We start from the raw sequence: 20094 nt of genomic DNA on the forward strand, positions 1-20094 counted from the left end.
CAGGATGGGCCTCCAGGCGCGTCCTACGGTTAGGCAACGATCTTCATCACGCGATCGATCACTTGCGACTCGGCATCGCTGACCGCACCGAAGCCCAGCACGCCACCGGAGGCCTTGGCAACAGCCATCAGTTCTTCTTGCAACTCGCTGGAGAAAGCTTGCCGTGCTGCCGGGCCCATCCCGCTGAGCAACTCCTTGGTGTACCGTTCCCAAGCATCGATCAGTTCGGATTCAGGCTTGAGCTGCAGCCAGGCTTCCAGTGATCGATGGGCGATCGAGCCGACTTCGATCCCCTGCTTGGCCGCTTCGTCCAAGATCGTTTTGTGTTCGGCTTCGGTGACATGCCGATCAGCCCAAGCGACCATTACCATTGGGATCAAACGGAGCGCGACCAAGCCTTCGCTGGTGACGCCCTGATGAATCAATTCGTTGATCAAAGTTTCATCTTGAATACCCGTGCGGCGTATCAGATCTGTCCGCATTTCCTCGGAAGCGGCTGAACGCTTGAGGTCTTCCAACAGTTTGGCATCGACATTGCGAAAGAAGACTTCTTCCAGGGCTTTGCCACGCTGCGTCAGCGAATCGTCTTGGGGGCTCATCTCGACTTCTCCAGTCCTCTGACAGTTGTTACCCGCTTAGCAGGTGATCACAAAACGTTTTCCAACCGCAGTATAGGATTTATACCCCCGTTTGCGAAATACCACCGCTGGCCGCTTTTCCCGGTCAGCCGCTTTTCCCGGTCAGCCGCTTTTCCCGGTCAGCCGCTTTTCCCGGTCAGCCGCTTTTCCCGGTCGGGGCGTGAACGCTAGGGGGCTGACTGGAATTGAGCGGGAAGTTGATATTTTTTTGCCAACGCCTGCGTGCGGGTCGTGATCAGAATGACTTGACGATCCGGCTGTTCAGGATGCGGCCCCACGACCCACACCAAAGCTTGTTTTGCCTCGGAAAGTTGAGTCACTGTGCGATCGGGGTTGGCGCGAGCGACCAGATCGTCCAAGACTTTGCTGAGCGGTGAATTCTGATGATCAAAATCGCGGATCTGCTGGTTTTGAGTAATGCCATCCAGCTGCAAATCGCCACCCAACAAATAGATTTCCAATTGGCGTGAACCGGGTGGGGTAATGGCGTTGAATTGCTGACGAATCGCCTCACCGGCCATTTCCAATGATTCTTGATCAAAGCTAATGGAAAAAGGCTGTTGCAGCAATTGATCCACCGTCGCCAAAGCCGCTGGACCAGAAGTCTCAGGCGCGGGACCTCGCGAAGGTCCGGCCGGGGTGTTGCTAGCCAACCAAGATGTCAGCAACAAGTTGGGCGCGGCACGGGGGGGAAGATATGCATTCACCACTGCCTCGCCATCACTGACACCCGTGCGAGTCGACTCTTTCAAAGCCCTCAACATGGCCGGCCAACGAATCGCCAAAGCTCGCCAAGAAGGATGCGGATCGGTTTCCAGTAAGAACCGCTCGGCGGCGGAGGGCAAATTATCCAACGATTGATCAAGCGACTGTTTGAGCGACGCGGGACTACTTCCACCCCCCGGCGAAAATCTCAATTCCACATACCAAGACTGCTCAAATTGCATCCGACCACTGGCCCCGGCCACCGCCGGAATCAGGAATTGCCGCAACGGGCTGACCAGCCGGCCAGCGTAATCTCGCAACAGCGAACGTCCATCGGCGAAGAGAAAATTGGGGCTGACCAAAAAGGCGACGTCAGGATTCGGCCCGACGCCCTGCCATAACTTGCTCAGCTGGCGAGGCAGCGGGATCGCCCCCCCTTCCAACTCGGCAATCTCCTTTAACGTTTCTATTTCAGCGACGGCAAATCGGCTGACCCCACTTGCCTGCTGCTCACTTGCTCGCGCATCGCCCGAACTTGGCAAGTAAGCGTCCGCCCCTGGCTCTTCACGGAAGTAGGCAACAGCGCCCGACGGTGTTCGCGCCTCCTCAGCCCCCCAAGCCATTGCCAAATCGGCGATCGGCGTGGCTTGCTTTAAATCGACAGCCAAACTGACTCGCGGAACCCCCGCCTCATCGCCCGCTTCGAGCGCCACGGTAACTCGCTCGATCTCAGACCAGGGAAGTCGAATCCGCTTGCGGAGCGCTGCGAACGCATCCTCCAGCTCAGGCGATAAGGCTTGATAGACCGCCCGGCCCGTTTCCTGGTTCAACAAGCTGTCAGGTCGAAAACTGACCAGCATATCGGCACCGGGGGGAAGCAATGTCAACAACGGAGGCGCCCCCTGATCGGGAGCCGCCCACAGCACGCGATCATCGTCGACCAACTGCGTTCCCGCTGCCGAAGCGGCCGGTTTGCTTGTCTCGCGTGGCGGAGGAGTCACGACTGGCGGCGGTGGCAAGGGAGGCCGCACGCTGACTTGTGGCGTTTCGGCGACGCGATCAGGTTTGACCAACAACGCGACCAACAAACCAATGATCACAAAACCAAGTCCACCCAGCACGATTGGAGCTGCCCGATTTTTCTTCTTCTTCCGCCGGACCGCAGTCGGCTTCTTCCGCTTGGTCGGCACCGCAGCAGCAGCAACTGGAGCAGCTTTCGCAGCGGCAGCGACCGCAGCACCCTCGGCCACCGCGACCTTGGCTAGTCCTTCAACTTCCTGCGCGACTTCCTCAGCAAGCGGTTTTACGTTGGGGGCGACTGGCTCAGCTGCCCTTTCTTCAGCAGCTCCCGCTGTGGTGACAGATTCCGAGCGTGTGGTGACAGATTCCGAGCGTGTGGTGACAGTTATCTCGCATTCTGAGTTAACAGGGCTGATGGCAACTGGCGACTGGCTAGCAGGCTGCGATGCTGCAACCTGCTCGGCAGCAAGTTCTTGCGGAGCATTTTTCTTTGCAGCAAGTTCTTTCGCAGCAAGTTCTTTCGCAGCAAGTTCTTTCGCAGCAAGTTCTTTCGCGGCAAGTTCCTTTGCGGCAAGTTCTTTCGCAGCAAGTTCTTTCGCAGCAAGTTCTTTCGCAGCAAGTTCCTTCGCAGCAAGTTCTTTCGCAGCAAGTTCTTTCGCAGCAAGTTCTTTCGCGGCAAGTTCCTTTGCGGCAAGTTCTTTCGCAGCAAGTTCTTTCGCGGCAAGTTCTTTCGCAGCAAGTTCTTTCGCAGCAAGTTCTTTCGCAGCAAGTTCTTTCGCAGCAAGTTCCTTCGCAGCAAGCTCTTTCGCAGCAAGTTCTTTCGCAGCGAGTTCATTCGCAGCTTGTTCCTTCGCGGCGAGTTCTTTCGCGGCTCGTTCTTGGTCAACCGTTTGTTCGGTAGTCACGGTTGGTTGAGCTTCGATCAAACTGGCTGCGGTTTCCAGGGCGGTTTGCAGTTGGTTGATCGACTGGAAGCGGGCTTCGCGATTTGCCGCCAGCGTGTGGGCCAAGACGCGTGCGAGTGGGTCTCCGCTGGCACCCAGTTCGACAGCCTCCCTGAGTGGTCGTGGGACATCGCTGAGTTGCTGTTGCAGTCGCTGCGGATTTGCGCCAGCCGCCGGGGGAAAATCGTAAGGGGGTTGGCCGTAGCGAAGTTGGTAGAGCAAACATCCGAGTGCGTACAAATCGGTGGCGTAATCATACGCATGTCCCATCAACAAGCACTCGGGGGCCGAGTAACGCAGGTCTTGCGAGTTGCTGGACAATACCAATTGGCCAGCCTGAAAATTAGCCAGCGGTTCGACACCCAGCGTCGGATCGACGATTAATTGGAGCGAACCGGCGGAGGTCAACCACAACTGATTGGCATCGACTGGGCGAGCTAACAATTGTTGCTCATGTAGCGCTGCCACGGTTTTACAAACCTCGATGGCGATCGCCAGGACTTGAGCAGCCGGCAAGCCTTGCGGCGGAAGCGAGAGCGCAGCTGGTTTTCCCCGCGGCACGCTGGCCAACAACAATTGTCCCTGTTGGAGCGGCTGCTGATGCTCCAACCACTGTTGCTCGGCGACTAAGGCCGGTAGCTGCACCTGCAATAGCTGGGCATTCGCAATGCTTTGGAATCGGCCCAACCTGCGGAGCGCAGCGGCATCCAACGGTTGGTCAAATTGTCGCACCAACAGCGACTGGCCTTGCTCATCGGCAGTCAGCCACCAGCCAGCCAGCGGCGGGGTCTCGACCGGACTTTTGAGTACAAACGGCCCCAGGCGCAATTGAGGCCAATCGTTAGTCAGCAACTGTTGAGCCTGGTAGCGAGTCAGGAGGCCCTGTCGCACGGCCCATTTCGCCAGCTCGGCGGCACTTTTTGCGGGAGTTTCTTGGTGAGCTTCCGCGAAACCGGCCAGCAGGCGCTGAAACGCCGCTTCTGATTCAGGCTCCGCTAAACCGCTGCGGGTGTAACGAAGGGCCAATTGTTCGACGGTCAAGCTCATGTTGGTCCAAAAAAATAGTTAAGCGATGAGAGGCAAACGAGCGGACGCAGTATTTCTATTTTAACTCGACTTCGGCAGCAGCGGGTTTCTCGGCGGGCCCATGATTTCTCGTCAAGCCCATGATGGCGAGCGGTTGTTTTGCGGTTTACACTAGGGCCCAGGCTTAACATTGAAGCTATCTCAAGAGCCTATCCGAAAACCCCATGGAACCGCGGTTAGCACCAAAGCGACTAGTGGTTTTCGGATTGGTTCCAAGCGCGGGCGGAATCCTTTGAAAGTCGTTTTTATCACCACCGAGGCGGTCCCGTTTGCCAAGACCGGGGGCCTAGCCGACGTCTGCGGCGCCTTGCCGATCCAGTTGGCCAGGCGGGGACACCAATGTTCCGTTTTGATGCCGGCGTTTCGTCAAATCTATGGTTCCGGATTACCGATTGAACCAACCGATGTCAGCTTTGCGGTAACCATCGGAGACAACGTCATCGGCGGCCGGGTCTTGCAATCCCATTTGCCTGATAGTGATGTCCCAGTCTACTTCATCGATCAGCCACAGTACTACAATCGTCCCGCGCTTTATGGCGATGCGAATGGCGATTTTGTCGATAATTGCGAGCGATTCGCTTTTTTCTGCCGCGGCGCGCTGCAAGCGATCACGCGATTACAACTCCAACCCGATATTGTGCACTGCAACGATTGGCAGACCGGACTCGTCCCGGCCTATGTGCGGAGCGAATTCGAACAACATGCTTGGATGCCCACGGCGGCCACCGTGATGACGGTCCATAACCTGGCCTACCAGGGCAACTTTTGGCACTGGGATATGCTGCTCACCGGGCTCGACTGGGCTTATTTTAACCCCGCCGGCATGGAGTTTTATGGCCAATTGAATTTGCTGAAAACGGGACTCGTCTTCGCCGATTCACTCAGCACGGTCAGTCCTCAATACGCCAAAGAAATTCAAACGGCCGAGCATGGTTGCGGGCTGGAAGGCGTGTTGGCCAGCCGCAGAGCCGACTTGTTTGGCATCATCAACGGAGTCGACCCTTCCATTTGGAATCCCCGCAACGATTCCCATTTAGTCGCCAACTATGGCGAACATAATTGGGTTGAAGGCAAAGCAGCCAACGCGGGGGAGCTACGGCGAAGATTCGGTTTGGCGAGCGACGTCAACATGCCAATCGTGGGGCTGGTCGGACGATTGGCCGAACAAAAGGGCTGGGATTTAGTGATCGCCGCGATGCAACGCTTGCTCTCGGAAGATCGTCCTATCCAGTGGGTTGTATTGGGCACGGGCGATCGTCACTTTCATGATCAACTGGCCGCCCTAGCCGATCATTACCCTGATCGCTTGGGGCTCAAGCTGGGGTTCTCCAACGAACTAGCTCATCTGATCGAGGCGGGCAGCGATATTTTCTTGATGCCCAGCCGCTATGAACCGTGTGGCCTAAATCAGCTTTACAGTTTGGCCTACGGGACTGTACCAGTGGTCAACCCGACGGGCGGTTTAGTCGACACGGTGACAGACACCACGGCCGAAACACTAGCCGCTGGAACGGCCAACGGATTTTACCTTCCCGAGTTTTCCGTCGACGGATTAATTGACGCTCTCTGGCGAGCCGCTCTGGTGCGTTGGGACCACTGGGATACTTGGCAGCGATTGGTGGCCTGCGGAATGCGGCAAGACTTTTCCTGGCGGCGGAGCGCCGCACAGTACGAACATCTTTATTCTGAGACTTTACTGAAAAAATCTGCACGCCGTTCTTCCCCACCTCCCAGACCGCCGCGAGTCATCCCTCCCAGCCCTTAAGGTTGCTCATTGCTCCTCCAGCACCCACTTAAAGGGACATGTTGCCACCGCCCACCTCGCTGAAGACAATACCAATCACGCAAGCCAGTGAGCCTGGAGAGAGAATGCCGGCTGCGCCGGTATTCATGGAAAATTGACAATCGACTCCAGTTGTGGTGTAAAGGGAATTCCACGGATGGCTCGGGTCTAGCAAAACACCATCCGAGAATCGCCTACCCCACGGCGATTGTCTACTGTGTCAAACGCAAAACAATCTGCCGAATCGACTCCACTCAACGCGGAGATCGGACGCCCCAGCCAGTGTCGTCGCGACGCACTGAGCGGTCGTTGGGTAATTTTCGCTCCCGGCCGCGGCAAACGGCCCGCCGAAATCATTGAAACGGAATTGCCGCTGACCTCGGGGGTGGAATGTCCCTTCTGCGCCGGCAATGAACAAAGCACACCCCCAGCCACGCTCTGCTTTCCCGACCACAGTTGCAGCACGCATTCGTGGGCCGTCCGCGTAATCCCCAACTTATTCCCGGCTGTTTTGCCCGAGGAGGTGATTGAGCAAAACTTGGGTGGACGAAGACTCTATCCAAACCACCTGGAGACTGAGAAAACCTCGCGACTACGCGTCCCGTTCAGCGACACACAGCACCTCACCGACGCGCAGCTTTCGCACGATTCGCAACATCGAAGCAACTGGCCACGGATCGAGGAATTACCACCGGCAAGCCAGCATTCGCGACCGAGCAGGCGGGCCAAAGATTCACAATCGCAATCGATCGAGCTGTTCGAGGCTTACGAGTTGCATGGCGGTCACGAAGTCATCGTGGAGACGCCGCATCACGTGGAATCGCTGACCCAGTTATCGGCCGAGCACGTGGCTCAAGTCTTCTTCGCTTATGCCTCGCGGATGCGATATTGGTTTGAAGTCCCCGGCATTGAATACGTGGTCACATTCAAGAACATGGGAGCCGCCGCGGGCGCTTCCTTGCGACACACGCATAGCCAATTGATCGCCACCAGCTTGCTGCCGCCGGCCGCCGACGAGACAGGCCAGCGGATGACGCGTTATTTTCGCGACACGCAAGCTTGCCTGATGTGTGAAACTCTGGCCGCGGAACTGGCTGAGGAGCGGCGGATCGTCTGCCAGACTGAATCCTTTGTGGCCTTCTGTCCATTTGCCAGCCGCCTGCCTTACTTAGTACGGGTGGCGCCCGGCGGCATTTGGATCGTTTTGAGCTGGAATCTCAAGAGCGGTTAGCGGAGTTGGCCTTGCTGACCCAGCAGCTGGTCGCTTCGATGGAGGCGATGTTTGTCTCCTGTGCTTACAATTACACGATTCATTCGCGGCCCCGGCATGTCGCTTGTGATGGGTCGTATCACTGGTGGATCGAAATTTTTCCCAGATTAACCAAAGTTGCGGGCTTTGAATGGGGATCGGATTGTTATATCAATCCAGTTACACCGGAAGTAGCGGCCGCGCACTTGAGAGGCGAGCCTTTCGGTCAGGAGATGGATGCCTCGGCCGACGATCCAGTCGATTTTTCCGACTGAGAAGGATGGACCGCGGGGGCTTGTTGCGCCGATAGAACAGGTGCGAGATCCGTCTTCGTCTTGATCTCGTAATTTCTGTCGTAGCTCGCCGCCCCAGACAATCTGATGACGTCCACCGCTCACCTCTGCCTAGCCCTGCACAATCATCAACCCATCGGTAACTTCGATGGCGTCTTTGAGCAGGCCTATCAAGACAGTTATTTGCCCTTTCTCGAGGTCTTTGAGCCGTATGAGGCGTTGCAGATTTCGCTGCACACCAGCGGGCCGCTGATGCTGTGGCTAGCGGAAAATCACCCAGAATATATTACCCGGCTGCGTTATTTGGTCGACGCCGGCCGCGTGGAGATCATTGGCGGGCCGCAGTACGAGCCGATTTTAACCATGCTGCCGCGGCGCGATCGTGTCGGTCAAATCCGCGCCTTCACCCGTTGGTTGACCGATGCTTTTGAGACACCGATCGCCGGGATGTGGACTCCGGAGCGAGTTTGGGAACCTCAATTGGTTGCCGATGTGGTGGCCGCCAACATTGCGTACACGGTGCTCGATGACTTTCACTTTCGCGCTGCCGGTTGGACCGATGATCAGCTGACCGGCTATTTCATCACCGAAGAGGATGGTCAAGTACTGCGAGTGTTCCCCGGCAGCGAACGTTTGCGGTACACGATTCCCTTCGCCCCCGTGGAAGAGACGATCGCTTATTGCCGAGAAGTGGCCGAGCGGAGTCCCGGGGCGGTGTTAGTCTTCGGCGACGATGGCGAAAAATTTGGTTCATGGCCCGACACTCAGGAGCACGTCTACAAGCGTGGCTGGTTGCGTGCTTTCTTTGACGCATTGACCGACAACCAGAGTTGGCTGAAGACGTCGACGCTGGCCAACGCAATCCGCAGCACACCGCCGCGAGGGAAAATCTATTTACCCGATTGCAGCTATCGCGAAATGACGGAATGGTCACTGCCAGTGCCACAGCAAGAGGTCTACGATTCATTGACGCATTCGCTGGTAAGCGATTCGCGTTGGCAAGACTTGCAACGTTTCGTGCGTGGCGGATTCTGGCGAAACTTCAAAGTAAAATACGCCGAAGCGAACGAAATGTACGCGCGGATGATGGATGTCAGCGGTCGGCTGTTGGCGGCGGCTGAAGAGCGTTTGCCGGCCGACGTGCTGGACCGTGCTCGCGACCATCTTTATCGAGGCCAGTGCAATTGCCCCTATTGGCACGGCGCTTTTGGCGGCATCTACTTGCCCCATTTGCGGAATGCCATCTACAGCCATTTAATTGCCGCTGACACCGAGTTGGAGTTGCATCGTCGCGGCCAGCAACCCTGGGTGGAAGCCACGACGGATGACTTTGATTTTGACGGCACGCAAGAGGTCCGCTTGGCCAACGACCAAGCGATCGCTTGGTTATCACCAGGCCATGGTGGACGACTCTATGAGTTGGATGTGCGCGACATTCGTCATAACTTGTTAGCCACCATGCAACGTCGACCGGAAGCGTATCACCGCAAGGTGTTAGCCGGCCCAAGTGCGGCGGGAGGTGAAGTTGCTTCGATCCACGATCGTGTTGTGTTCAAGCAAGAGGGGCTCGATCAACTGCTACAGTACGACGCGTTTCCTCGCAAGAGCTTGATGGATCACTTTTATGACGAGGAGGCGACCTGTGAGTCGGTGCGTCGCGGAGAATCTCAAGAGCGTGGCGACTTTGTCGATCTGCCGTTTGAGGCCAAGTTGCGACGAGCAGCGGACCGCGTCCAATTGCAAATGACTCGTCATGGCAACGCCTGGGGTGTTCCCTTGACGATGACCAAGGCGGTCACGATGATCGCTGGCTCAGATCAACTCGAGATCGCTTATTTGATTGAAAATCTGCCACCCGAGCGTGCTTTTCATTTCGCCGTTGAGTTTAACTTCGCCGGTTTACCAAGTGGTGCTGACGATCGCTTCTTTACGGACGCCGCCGGCAAGCAGTTAGGGCAATTGGGTCAGACGTTAGATTTGCATGACTGTCAATCATTGGCGTTAACCGATCAATGGTTGGGAATCACGGTGCGACTCAGCAGCGATCGTGCCGGCGGTTTGTGGGCATTCCCGGTGGAAACGGTCAGTCAAAGTGAAGGTGGCTTTGAGTTGGTGCACCAAAGCGTCTGCGTGCAGCCTCACTGGATCATCCAAGGCGACCAACACGGACGTTGGGCCGTTAAAATGCAGCTAGCGATGCAGTGTGCAAACCGGCTCGCACACCAAACACAAACTCCCGCAGGGGCCTTCGTTTAACAGCAATACCGTTCAATGAAGCATAACCACTGACTGGTCAAAGGTTTTCGTCAACGGTTCTTGGTTTCGATGTTCGGGGCGGCATTTGTGCCAACGTGACATTTTTCGTTTGATCACGCGTGGGTTGATGCGGTTGCGGCGCGGCGGGATTCGCTCACGACTCATTTCCCAGACCACAGCTGCATACCACTGCGAGAAACTTACTTCGTTGCTCGGATCGCACTCCGGTAATCGAGTCTTGAGTATTTGAAAAGAACCCTTGAACGACAACCGATCAACGTCCATGTTCGCTTCGGTAGCCGCTTCAAGCATTAACGCGCGAACCACGAAATGACCTAGCGACATCGCATACAACTCTTGCTTCAGACCGTCGGTCGTTTCGCTGCGAAGATTCGTTGTCTTCTCGGCCCGACAAGGATCTTGGTGAGTCTTCTGCTCATCAAAGACCATTTCTTCTTCCCAGCGTTCGTGGTACTCCATAATCAGTTCCATGGCCGGAAACTCCATCGGGTCCATCAGGTTGGTCATCAATCGATGAACTTCATCGTGACCGACACGCTGAGGGTCATCAAGCTTGTACTCGATCACTCGGACTAGGATGCCTTGTTTGTCATTTTCGCGATACCAGTTGCTCGGATAAACCTTTGCCAAGAAGGATCCATCGTCGAAGCATTTGATCGGTTTGAACACCATCGACTTTTGAATGCGAACAAGCAATTTGTGCTTCTCATGCAGTAATTTCCAGTGTTTGTAGCTAAAAAAGCCCCTGTCTTCGTACAGTAACGCGTCTTCGGGAATACGATCCCATAGCTGCTCGACCAGCTTCTTTTCGGAGTCTTTCCAACCGCCGTAAACAAATGCGAACTCGATGTGAGTTCCGAGTTCGACAAGACTGACTTTACGGACTTGAGGAAAGGGGGCTGCGCCACGACTTCCTGACGAGCGTCCAAGATGCTGATGCGCATCGCAATCAGGCAACTCGAGAACCGTACCATCGATCGCGACCCGGCGCATACCGCGATAGAACGCACCAGGCGTCTGCGGCGTGGCCAATGGGCGGACCACTAAACTGTGCAAGGCAACGAGTGGTTCGCTCCCAAGTCGTTGACGCGCTATACATAGGCTGGACCTAGCTGGCGATTCTTCTCCGTGCCGCAGCCGACGGCAGGCTTTGAAGACTTGACGGATAGGAAGCTCAGTGAAAAGGCCCATTGCCAATACGACCCAAATCATCACTTCGTTGGTCAGCGTGCAGGACCGCTTGGTCTGCTTGCCGGTATCGGCGAGTGCTCGCTCTACAAGTTCAGGTGCAATGATCTTTTCAAGTCCAGCAATCCGATCTAAAATCCTACCGTTGACTTCCGAAGAGAGGTCAGAGCATCCTTGCCCGTTCATGTCGCGGCTCCTTGCGAGGTTGGTTGGTGAGACAACCTAACTCTAGCAGGAGCCGCGATTTACATAAACATTGAACGGTATTGCGTTTAACAGTCAGCCGCAGGCGTACTCGTTAAACAGCCAGCCGCAGGCGTACTCGTTAAACAGTCAGCCGCAGGCGTACTCGTTAAACAGTCAGCCGCAGGCGTACTCGTTAAACCGTCAGCCGCAGGCGTACTCGTTCAACAGTCAGCCGCAGGCGTACTCGTTCAACAGTCAGCCGCAGGCGTACTCGTTCAACAGTCAGCCGCAGGCGTACTCGTTAAACAGTCAGCCACAGGCGTACTCGTTAAACAGTCAGCCACAGGCGTACTCGTTAAACAGTCAGCCACAGGCGTACTCGTTAAACAGTCAGCCGCAGGCGTACTCGTTTAACAGTCAGCCGCAGGCGTACTCGTTCAACAGTCAGCCGCAGGCGTACTCGTTAAACAGTCAGCCGCAGGCGTACTCGTTAAACAGTCAGCCGCAGGCGTACTCGTTCAACAGTCAGCCACAGGCGTACTCGTTCAACAGCAATACCGTTCAACGAGTACGCCTGTGGCTGAGCGGTGAACGAGTACGGGGATTCATCTTAGAGGTAGGTGGTCCAACCTGGGTCAAGGCCACGAAATGGACTGATCCAACTCCAGTTTTGGGCCGGTTTTCCCTCTTTCAAAGGATTGTCGTTGACGTACGCGATTGCGTTTTCGATTTGCCCTTCACTGTCCAGAAAAACCTTGCACTGGCCCCTAGCCCACATCCCGGGGGGCCGTTTGTCGGGCTTGGCGAACTCGGCAAGTGGGTGCTGATTCGTTTCGATCAGCATTCTTGTTGCCGCGCCTTTTAGGAGATTGGTGATCTGTTCGACTCGATAGCGATGCCGAGCGATCACGAGGTGGGTATGTTCCGGTAATATCGCACAGGCCCAAATTTCATAACCAGACTTGTCTGCTTGTATGGAAAATCCCTGCGCAACGCATAAGGCCTGTTTTCCATTTAATCTCACTGGCGGGTAGAGCAATGCGGCTCGCATGGCGTCGCGTTGAGTCAACTCCTCAGCGGTGAGCTGTGCTAATGTCCGTTGTTCTTGATGTCGAGTGGTTTCCCCAAATTTCGCCAGTTCCCAACTTGCGACAAACTGCGACCAAGAACCGCGCGGATCGTTAGGCAACCAGAATCCATAATGAGGTATGATGATGTGATAGCCATATATCATTCTGCAATTCTGCAATCAACGCCACACGTAACCCCTGGCCAAAGTTGGCCGGAAATACAAACTTGGCATCAAAACAAGGTGAGAATGTTCCGAGGTGGTGGCATGCCATCTCGTAAATGGTAGCGTGATGCTGACCCCAGTCTGCCTAGTGGAGGTTATTGCTGAATGGGTGTCAAGGATATTCTCACAGTGGATCGCAGGGAGAGGTACGCCTGCGGCTGACTGTTACCGCTAGTCAGAGTACGCCTGCGGCTGACTGTTACCGCTAAACAGAGTACGCCTGCGGCTGACTGTTACCGCTAGTCAGAGTACGCCTGCGGCTGACTGTTAAACGATTGCACTACCTGCTTTCCAACTTTTTCTTGTCTCGGGGTCCCTGAGGCTTCCCGCCGGGCGACTTCTGTTTATCATGGCGAGCTGGCTATGATTGCCGCGGGGGGATGGCGGCTACCGGGCGCTTTTGTTCTTTTGCATCAGGATTTCGCGACCATGCGTGCTGGATTTCTCAGGTTAGCTTTCCTCCTATCCAGCGGACTGCTGGGGTGGACCGCACCGCTTGTTGGACAAGAGACTACGACGGAACAAGCTAACGCAACCCCTTCGCTGACGCTGCCCAAAGCCTGGGTGGACACCGTCGATTGGCGAAGTATCGGCCCGGCGAACATGAGTGGCCGGATTGTCGGTTTAGCCAGCAACGCTCAAGATCCCACGCAGTGGTGGGCCGCTTCGGCCAGCGGCGGATTGTTGAAGACCAGCAACAACGGGATGACCTTCGAGCACCAGTTTGACTCCGAAGCCACCGTTTCGATCGGCGCTTTTGACGTCTCCAAGACAAATCCCGAAATCATTTGGGTTGGGACCGGCGAAGAAAATCCACGCAATAGCTCTTCGTGGGGCGACGGCGTCTACAAGTCGGTCGACGGGGGCGCGACATGGGAGAACATGGGTTTGAACAAGATTTTTCAAACCGGCGCGGTGTTAATCCACCCCACCAACCCCGAAGTCGTTTTTGTTGGCGCTCTGGGGCGTCTCTGGGGCCCCAACGAAGACCGTGGCCTTTATAAAACAGTCGATGGGGGCAAAACCTGGAAGCAAGTCTTATATGTGGATGATCGGACTGGTGTGATCGATGTCATCATCAACCCAGCAGATCCCAATCTAATGCTGGCCGCAACCTACTGCCGCATGCGTGATGGCTTCGATGGCAATGATCCGATGGTCAAATTTGGCGCAGGAGCCGGAATTTGGCGATCGACCGATGGGGGTGATAACTGGCAGCGAATGGAATCAGGATTGCCGTCAACCGAGATGGGACGCATTGGTCTCTGCTATTACGCCAAGGATCCGAATTTCGTCTACGCAGTGATCGAATCGAAAAAGATTGGTCAAATGCCCGACACCACACCATTCTTGGGTGTCCGTGGTGAGAGCGTCGATGTGGGTGCCAAATTAACGGAAATTACCGCCGACAGTCCAGCCGCCAAGGCCGAATTGCAAGTTGACGATGTGGTGGTCCGCGTCAACGACAAATTGATTCTTTCTTATCCCGACCTGTTAGCAGAAATCCGCCGCTTTGCCGCCGGGGACAAGGTCCAACTGGGCGTCGCACGTGAAGGTAAAGCTGTCGACGTCGAAGTCGAACTCGCGTTGAACCCTGAGATCGCGAAACGATTGGAAGGTGAGAAGGAAAAAGTTGAGAAAAAACAGGATGACGACGAAGCAACTGACGAAAAAGCAGCCGATGAAAAATCAACAGCGACTGCCGAGGATAAACCTGAGGCAGTCAATGCCAAACTCGACGAACTGCGGCGTGACAGCCCCTTTGCCCAAAGCCTGGGAGGTCAAAACGAAAATTTGACCGATCAACAAGGCGCCGACGGCAAGGACTTTGGTGGCATTTACCGCAGTAATGATGGAGGAGTCACCTGGACGCGAATCAATTCGCTCAACCCTCGTCCGATGTATTACAGCAAGATTCGCGTTGACCCATCTGACAACAACTATATCTGGGTGCTGGGAACCTCTTTATACATTTCCGAAGATGGTGGTGAAACCTTTTCTGATAACGGCGCAGGCAGCGAAGTCCACGTCGATCACCACGCCATGTGGATCGATCCTAGTGACGGCCGCCACGTAATCTTAGGGTGCGACGGTGGCGTTTACGTGACTTATGATCGTGGCAAAAAATGGGATCATCTTAATCACATTGCGATTGGTCAATTTTACCATGTCGGCGTCGATTCGAATCGGGCCTACAACGTTTATGGTGGCCTGCAAGATAATGGCAGCTGGGGTGGCCCCAGCTTGGTTCGCAACGGGGCGGGTCCCGTCAACACCGATTGGTTCAGCGTGGGTGGCGGCGACGGTTTTATCTGCTTAGTCGATCCCACCGATCCCGACCAATTGTATTACGAAAGTCAAAACGGCGCGATGGGGCGAGTGAACCTTCGCACCGGGGAACGAGGTGGGATTCGCCCGCGACCGCCGCGGGGCGTTCGCTATCGCTTCAACTGGAAAACGCCGTTTATTCTCAGCCCCCACAATCCGGAGATCCATTTCAGCGCCGGTAACTATGTGTTCCAAAGCGTGAAAAAAGGCGACAATGTGCAAGCCATCTCGCCGGAGATCACCCGCACCGATGATGGCTCCGGTAGTGCAATCGGGCAATCGCCTCTCAACGAGAATGTGCTCTACGTCGGCACCACCGATGGCATGCTGTGGGGAACTCGCAACGGCGGCCAAAGCTGGGCTGATCTCTGGTCAAAACCAGAGAAGGCAGCCAGCGATGCGACCAGCGAAAGTTCCGCAGGTCAGCAACGTGGCGGTGCTATGGGACGTGGTGCTATGGGACGTGGCGGACAAGCTCGTGGTGGCTTTGGACGCGGAGGACGAGGACGAGGAATGGGTGGCCCAGTTCGAGGTGAACGCCCCGTGGCGCCCGCAGAAACTGCCACGCAACCGCCCGCTTCAGAAACCGCTTCAGAAACCGCTACAGAAACCGCTTCAGAAACCGCTTCAGAACCACCTACTGAAGAAGAAGCTACTGAAGAAGAAGCTACCGAAGAAGAAGCTACCGAAGAAGAAACTACCGAAGAAGAAACTACCGAAGAAGAAACTACCGAAGAAGAAACTACCGAAGAAGAAACTACCGAAGAAGAAACTACCGAAGAAGAAACTACTGAAGAAGAAACCACTGAAGAAGAAACCACTGAAGAAGAAACTACCGACGAGGAACAAGCCGTTACCGATCTGCTTTCAGGCTCATGGGCTGGCAAGTTTGAGTCGGAGATGATGCCGGCTGAACGAAGTGGTTTCCGGATGGCTTTGCAACTTGGCAAAGACGGAAAGTACGCTGGCCAATACGAAACTTCGCAAGGTGGCGGCAACCTCGACGGTGGGGAACTAAATGCCGAGTCGGGAGCGATTGCCATCGCCGGCTCATCGAGCGGAGTCAATGTTCGCATCGTGGCGACGGTCAAGGACAGGAAATTAACCGGGACATTCGAAGTCAATGACGGGGCCTTCAGTATCCCCTTCTCGGCAGAGCGAACAGGAGATGCCACCAGTCTCGACGGCGGGCAGGCAGCGAAACCTGTTGAGGACAACAGCAAACCACTCAAGGAGCTGTTGCCCAAGCAAATGTGGGTCAGTTCCATTGAGCCTTCCAAATATGAAGCTGGCCGTTGCTATGTGACCATTGACGGGCATCGATCTGACGTGGACGGACCATTTGTGCTCGTCACGGAAAACTATGGTCAAACCTGGACCCGCCTGGATGGGTCACTGCCAGCCGGCACTGGCTCGGCACGCGTGATTCGCGAAGATATCGTGAATCGCAACCTGCTTTACCTGGGCACAGAGTTTGGTTTATTCGCCTCCATTGATCGCGGCAAAACCTGGACATCCATGAAGGGAGAATTTCCCACCGTGGCTGTCCACGAAGTTGCTCAGCATCCCACCGCAGGTGAAATCGTCGCCGGTACGCACGGCCGCAGCCTGTGGATCGCCGATGTGACCGCGCTCCGTCAATGGTCCGCCGATTCGATCGCTGCTGATGTCCAACTTTATAAGCCAGCGACGGTGATTCGATGGCGTTCCCTGCCCCGTGCCGCCGATAGTGGGACTCGACGATTTGTTGGTGAAAACCCCAGCAGTGATGCTCAAATCTATTACTCACTAGCCAGCGATGTGCGGGAAATCGAATTGGAGATTCGCGACATCACCGGACGCGTTCTACAACGCTTAGAAGTTCCCTCGTCGGCCGGACTGCATAAGGTCGAATGGGATCTAAGGCGACGAACCACGGGCAGCTCCGATTCGAGGCGACGACGGTTCGCACCGAGAGTCGAGAATGGTGAGTATCTGGTGGCTTTGATTGTCGATGGCAAGGTATACAACGAAACCCTGACGATCGAGTCGGACCCTGAATTTACCACAAGTGGTCGAGCAGAAAACGAAGCGGAACTGCTCGAGGAGCTGTTCTCAACTTCCGAAGAGGACAACTAGTTTCAACGAGCAATCAGCCGGAACGCGCCAGCGTCCGGTTCCTTTTTTGACCCCCACGAGCTCGTCTCGTGGGGGTCAAAAGTTGCGCAAGTTGCGGCTTGCTTCAAGCTTGCCAACCTCGGCTTCCTGCCAGGGGGCAATACCTGATGACTTGTGGAGTGTAAAAAGGCAGGATGCCTATTCCACTTTTACCCGGTCGTGCCCAGGCCCGATGCGATGGCGTTGACGGTTAAGAGCAGCTCGGGAAGCAATTTATCGGCTTGCGCTGTCTCTTGCATGCGGCGGTAATTTCGCCAACGTCCCAACAATCGAATCTGCTGTAGATGCAATGTCCGCAGCCCAGCCGATCTCAGCTTGATCATCCGTTCCACGTTCGGCCGACGCTGCTCGAGTGGCCCACCGTACACTCGCTCTATCATGCTTTTGGCTAAGTGCCATTCGGATTCGATGCGGCCAAAGAATCGATCTCGCAACGCTTGATCTTCAACCAGATTGGCATACTCACCGGCAACATGCAAATCCACCGCCGCCAAACTTGTGGCCACGTTGCTGGTCAAATAGTGCAAGAAAGACCACTGAGAAAGCTGTTCGGTCAATGTATCCAACAACTGTGGTTGCTCTTGCTGCAAACGATGAAGCGCGGATCCCACTCCGTACCAACCCGACAGGTAAAACCTAGCCTGCCCCCAACTGAAGACCCAAGGAATGGCTCGCAGATCGGCTAACGAATTTTGCCCAGAACGTCGTGAAGGACGCGAGCCGATGCTGCTCTGTTCAATCACGTCGATCGGCGTGGCTTGGCGAAAGAACTCGACAAACCCAGGTGACTCAATCAGCTCGCGATACTGCTCACCAGCCCACTGTGACAACTGCACCAATGTCGGTTCGAGCGGGTGAGGCTCTTCCGTCCCATACGAATCAGTAAAGGTTTTGCGAGTCGCTCCAGCCAAGAACAACTCTAAGTTGTAAATCGCCGTCGACTGATGAGCATACTTCTGGGCAATCGTTTCACCCTGCTCGGTGAGCCGCAAGTCAGCTTGCAGAGTACCGTCGGGCAGCGAAGCAATGAACCGATGAGTCGGTCCCGCACCACGGCTGATCGTCCCTCCGCGACCATGAAAAAAGCGAATTCTCACACCATGTTGATTGCCAACTTCGGTAAGCATCCGTTGCGCATGACGCAAGCCGACGAGGCTTGCCAAAATCCCACCATCCTTATTGCTGTCACTGTAGCCAACCATAATTTGACCAACGGGACGCGATTCACCCGAACGCTCGCGAATATATTCAAGGCTGCGACGCGTGATCGGGTCTTTCAAGAAACTATCATATACCTGCGGACTTTGCCGTAAGTCTTCGATGGTTTCAAACAGCGGCACCACCGGCAAAGGGCAAACGGGACCATCTTCCGTTTCCACCAACAACCCAACCTCGCGAGCAAACAGATAAACGCTTAGCAAGTCCGAGGGTTGACGTGTCATGCTGATGATCAGCGCACCAAGTCCGTCTGGCCCATGCGTGCTGAGATGCTCTTTAACAACTCGCAAAGCACCCAGCACGGCGTCAGCCTCCGGACCAGCCGATCGATCCGCCACCGAAAATGGGCGACGCGTCCGCAGCTCGTTCTCCAGAAACTGCCGGCGACGCTCTTCAGGCCAACGCGAAAAATGAGGGTCTTCAAATCCGGCCGCAGCCAGCAATTGCTCAATCGCGCGGTCGTGTATCGAACTGTTCTGGCGAATATCCAACACCGCCAGATGGAAACCCAGTGCCTGCACGATCCGCATCACCGGCCGCACCGAATAATCGGCAGCCGATCCTAACGAAACGCTCACCAAAGCATCATACAAAGTTCGCAAATCGTCGAGCAGCTGCTGACTATTTCGGTATTGAAAATCGCGGCGATTACCACCGGGCAACATCATCAACATCATATTGATAAATTGTCGCCATGGTTCGTTAGGATTCCGCTTTAGCGCTTGCTGTCCGATTTCCCCCAGTTGGTCGGCGCGGTTGGCGATCACCTTTAGGAAGGCATCACTGGGCGGCAGCCAGTAAGCGGACAGGCTAAGCAATCGCGCCAACTCAGTCAATTGGCGACGCACGAGCTCGAGCGCGTTGCTGCGAAGCTCGTTTAAAGTCTCCGCCGTGACTTGCGGAGTCACCAAGGGGTGCCCATCGCGATCCCCTCCCACCCAAGTGCCAAAGGTGAGACGGGGTAACGCCAACGGATCGGCAATTAACGCGGGATCCAAGCCAGCATACTCCCAGGCTTGGCGGAATCGCAGGTCGAGCGGCCGAATCGCGGCGGGAAAGACGTGCAACAAGTAGTCGATCACGTTGCGACGTTCCGAGCTGAGGTCTGGCCGGTCCAAGTAAATCTCACCAGTCCGCCAAAGTACGGCTAACAACGCTTCGACCGCCACACGATTTTCCTCCTCCTGCCAAGGCGCTTTTAAAGATGCGTCACGGCTTGAGAATTGCTGATACAGCCGGCGGTGATGAGCCAACACGGTCGCTCGTTTGGCTTCCGTGGGATGTGCTGTTAAAACCAGTTCCACATGCACGTCATTCAAACTGGCAGCAATATCCTTGGCATCCACGCCCGCCATTTGCAGGCGATGCAAGCAATCACCCCACAGCGCGGGGAGCTGATCAATCCCCTCTTGGCTTTCAATCCTAGTGCGAAAGTGGCCCGCCGAAATCTGCTCCGCCATGCCCAGTAACTGGAAAGCGATCGAATAGGCTTGCGTCAGCCGCACCGAATCGCTGTGTCCCTCAATCGCCGGTGCATCGGCATCAGAGTCGGGCAGCAGGTCGGCCAACTCCGCGTCGCCAGATCGCCGCAACACCTCCCGCAGCTCGCCTAGCATCCACCGCCAATCGGCATCCAGCTTGTCAACGTCAAGTGTAAGAATGCTAGCCGATACCATCGCGGATTCCTTCATATATATACATGTGCATTTTGTCACGACATCTAAATCG

10 protein-coding genes are annotated in these 20094 nt (G+C 55.5%); 6 read left to right on the forward strand and 4 right to left on the reverse strand.

Annotated features, from left to right (window positions below; translation table 11 throughout):
- Nucleotides 1-29: 29 nt before the first annotated feature.
- Together SH139x_RS28075 and SH139x_RS28080 are read right to left on the reverse strand one after the other, a co-directional pair.
- Entirely contained in the window at nucleotides 30-599 is a 570-nt protein-coding gene (locus SH139x_RS28075) for a hypothetical protein (protein ID WP_488353027.1), read from the reverse strand.
- A 206-nt stretch (nucleotides 600-805) separates the two neighbouring features.
- Complete coding sequence (locus SH139x_RS28080; RefSeq protein WP_488353028.1) at nucleotides 806-4354, reverse strand: histone H1-like repetitive region-containing protein; 3549 nt, start codon at nucleotides 4352-4354, stop codon at nucleotides 806-808.
- 271 nt (nucleotides 4355-4625) lie between these two features.
- Between SH139x_RS28080 and glgA the strand changes: the two genes are divergently transcribed.
- The 4 genes from glgA to SH139x_RS28100 all read left to right on the forward strand — a co-directional run bounded on the left by glgA (nucleotide 4626) and on the right by SH139x_RS28100 (nucleotide 9974).
- A complete protein-coding gene (gene glgA / locus SH139x_RS28085; RefSeq protein ID WP_488353029.1) occupies nucleotides 4626-6158 on the forward strand; it encodes a glycogen synthase GlgA in 1533 nt (510 codons plus the stop codon).
- Between the two features lie 235 nt (nucleotides 6159-6393).
- Complete coding sequence (locus SH139x_RS28090; RefSeq protein ID WP_488353030.1) at nucleotides 6394-7407, forward strand: galactose-1-phosphate uridylyltransferase; 1014 nt, start codon at nucleotides 6394-6396, stop codon at nucleotides 7405-7407.
- Nucleotides 7408-7418: 11 nt separating this feature from the next.
- The gene (locus tag SH139x_RS28095) at nucleotides 7419-7700 is read left to right on the forward strand and encodes a hypothetical protein (protein ID WP_488353031.1); all 282 of its coding nucleotides are present in this window, start codon (nucleotides 7419-7421) and stop codon (nucleotides 7698-7700) included.
- A gap of 105 nt (nucleotides 7701-7805) precedes the next feature.
- The gene (locus SH139x_RS28100; RefSeq protein WP_488353032.1) at nucleotides 7806-9974 is read left to right on the forward strand and encodes an alpha-amylase/4-alpha-glucanotransferase domain-containing protein; all 2169 of its coding nucleotides are present in this window, start codon (nucleotides 7806-7808) and stop codon (nucleotides 9972-9974) included.
- Between the two features lie 12 nt (nucleotides 9975-9986).
- On the opposite strand, the gene SH139x_RS28105 is transcribed toward SH139x_RS28100, so the two are convergent.
- On the reverse strand, nucleotides 9987-11369 hold the full coding sequence (locus SH139x_RS28105; protein WP_488350986.1) for an IS4 family transposase: 1383 nt from the start codon (nucleotides 11367-11369) through the stop codon (nucleotides 9987-9989).
- A 70-nt stretch (nucleotides 11370-11439) separates the two neighbouring features.
- Here SH139x_RS28105 and SH139x_RS28110 point away from each other — a divergent pair, with 70 nt between their 5' ends.
- Together SH139x_RS28110 and SH139x_RS28115 are read left to right on the forward strand one after the other, a co-directional pair.
- Nucleotides 11440-12234: a hypothetical protein gene (locus SH139x_RS28110; protein ID WP_488353033.1), complete on the forward strand. Its 795-nt coding sequence runs from the start codon at nucleotides 11440-11442 to the stop codon at nucleotides 12232-12234.
- An 858-nt stretch (nucleotides 12235-13092) separates the two neighbouring features.
- Nucleotides 13093-17109 (forward strand): VPS10 domain-containing protein, encoded by a 4017-nt coding sequence (locus tag SH139x_RS28115; protein ID WP_488353034.1) that lies wholly within the window; start codon nucleotides 13093-13095, stop codon nucleotides 17107-17109.
- Nucleotides 17110-17297: 188 nt separating this feature from the next.
- Here the strand turns inward: SH139x_RS28115 and SH139x_RS28120 are convergent, their stop codons facing one another.
- Nucleotides 17298-20042, reverse strand: coding sequence for a phosphoenolpyruvate carboxylase (locus tag SH139x_RS28120; protein ID WP_488353035.1), 2745 nt, complete (start codon nucleotides 20040-20042; stop codon nucleotides 17298-17300).
- Nucleotides 20043-20094 lie beyond the last annotated feature (52 nt).

Origin of the sequence: Kothea flammea (assembly GCF_052161645.1) — a bacterium.
Lineage (GTDB): Bacteria > Planctomycetota > Planctomycetia > Pirellulales > Pirellulaceae > Laterigemmans.

Excerpts from the sequence above, each read along its gene's own strand:
- SH139x_RS28075 (WP_488353027.1), bottom strand. The coding sequence starts at position 599 with ATGAGCCCCCAAGACGATTCGCTGACGCAGCGTGGCAAAGCCCTGGAA.
- SH139x_RS28080 (WP_488353028.1), bottom strand. The coding sequence starts at position 4,354 with ATGAGCTTGACCGTCGAACAATTGGCCCTTCGTTACACCCGCAGCGGT.
- SH139x_RS28100 (WP_488353032.1), top strand. The coding sequence starts at position 7,806 with ATGACGTCCACCGCTCACCTCTGCCTAGCCCTGCACAATCATCAACCC.
- SH139x_RS28105 (WP_488350986.1), bottom strand. The coding sequence starts at position 11,369 with ATGAACGGGCAAGGATGCTCTGACCTCTCTTCGGAAGTCAACGGTAGG.
- SH139x_RS28115 (WP_488353034.1), top strand. The coding sequence starts at position 13,093 with ATGCGTGCTGGATTTCTCAGGTTAGCTTTCCTCCTATCCAGCGGACTG.
- SH139x_RS28120 (WP_488353035.1), bottom strand. The coding sequence starts at position 20,042 with ATGGTATCGGCTAGCATTCTTACACTTGACGTTGACAAGCTGGATGCC.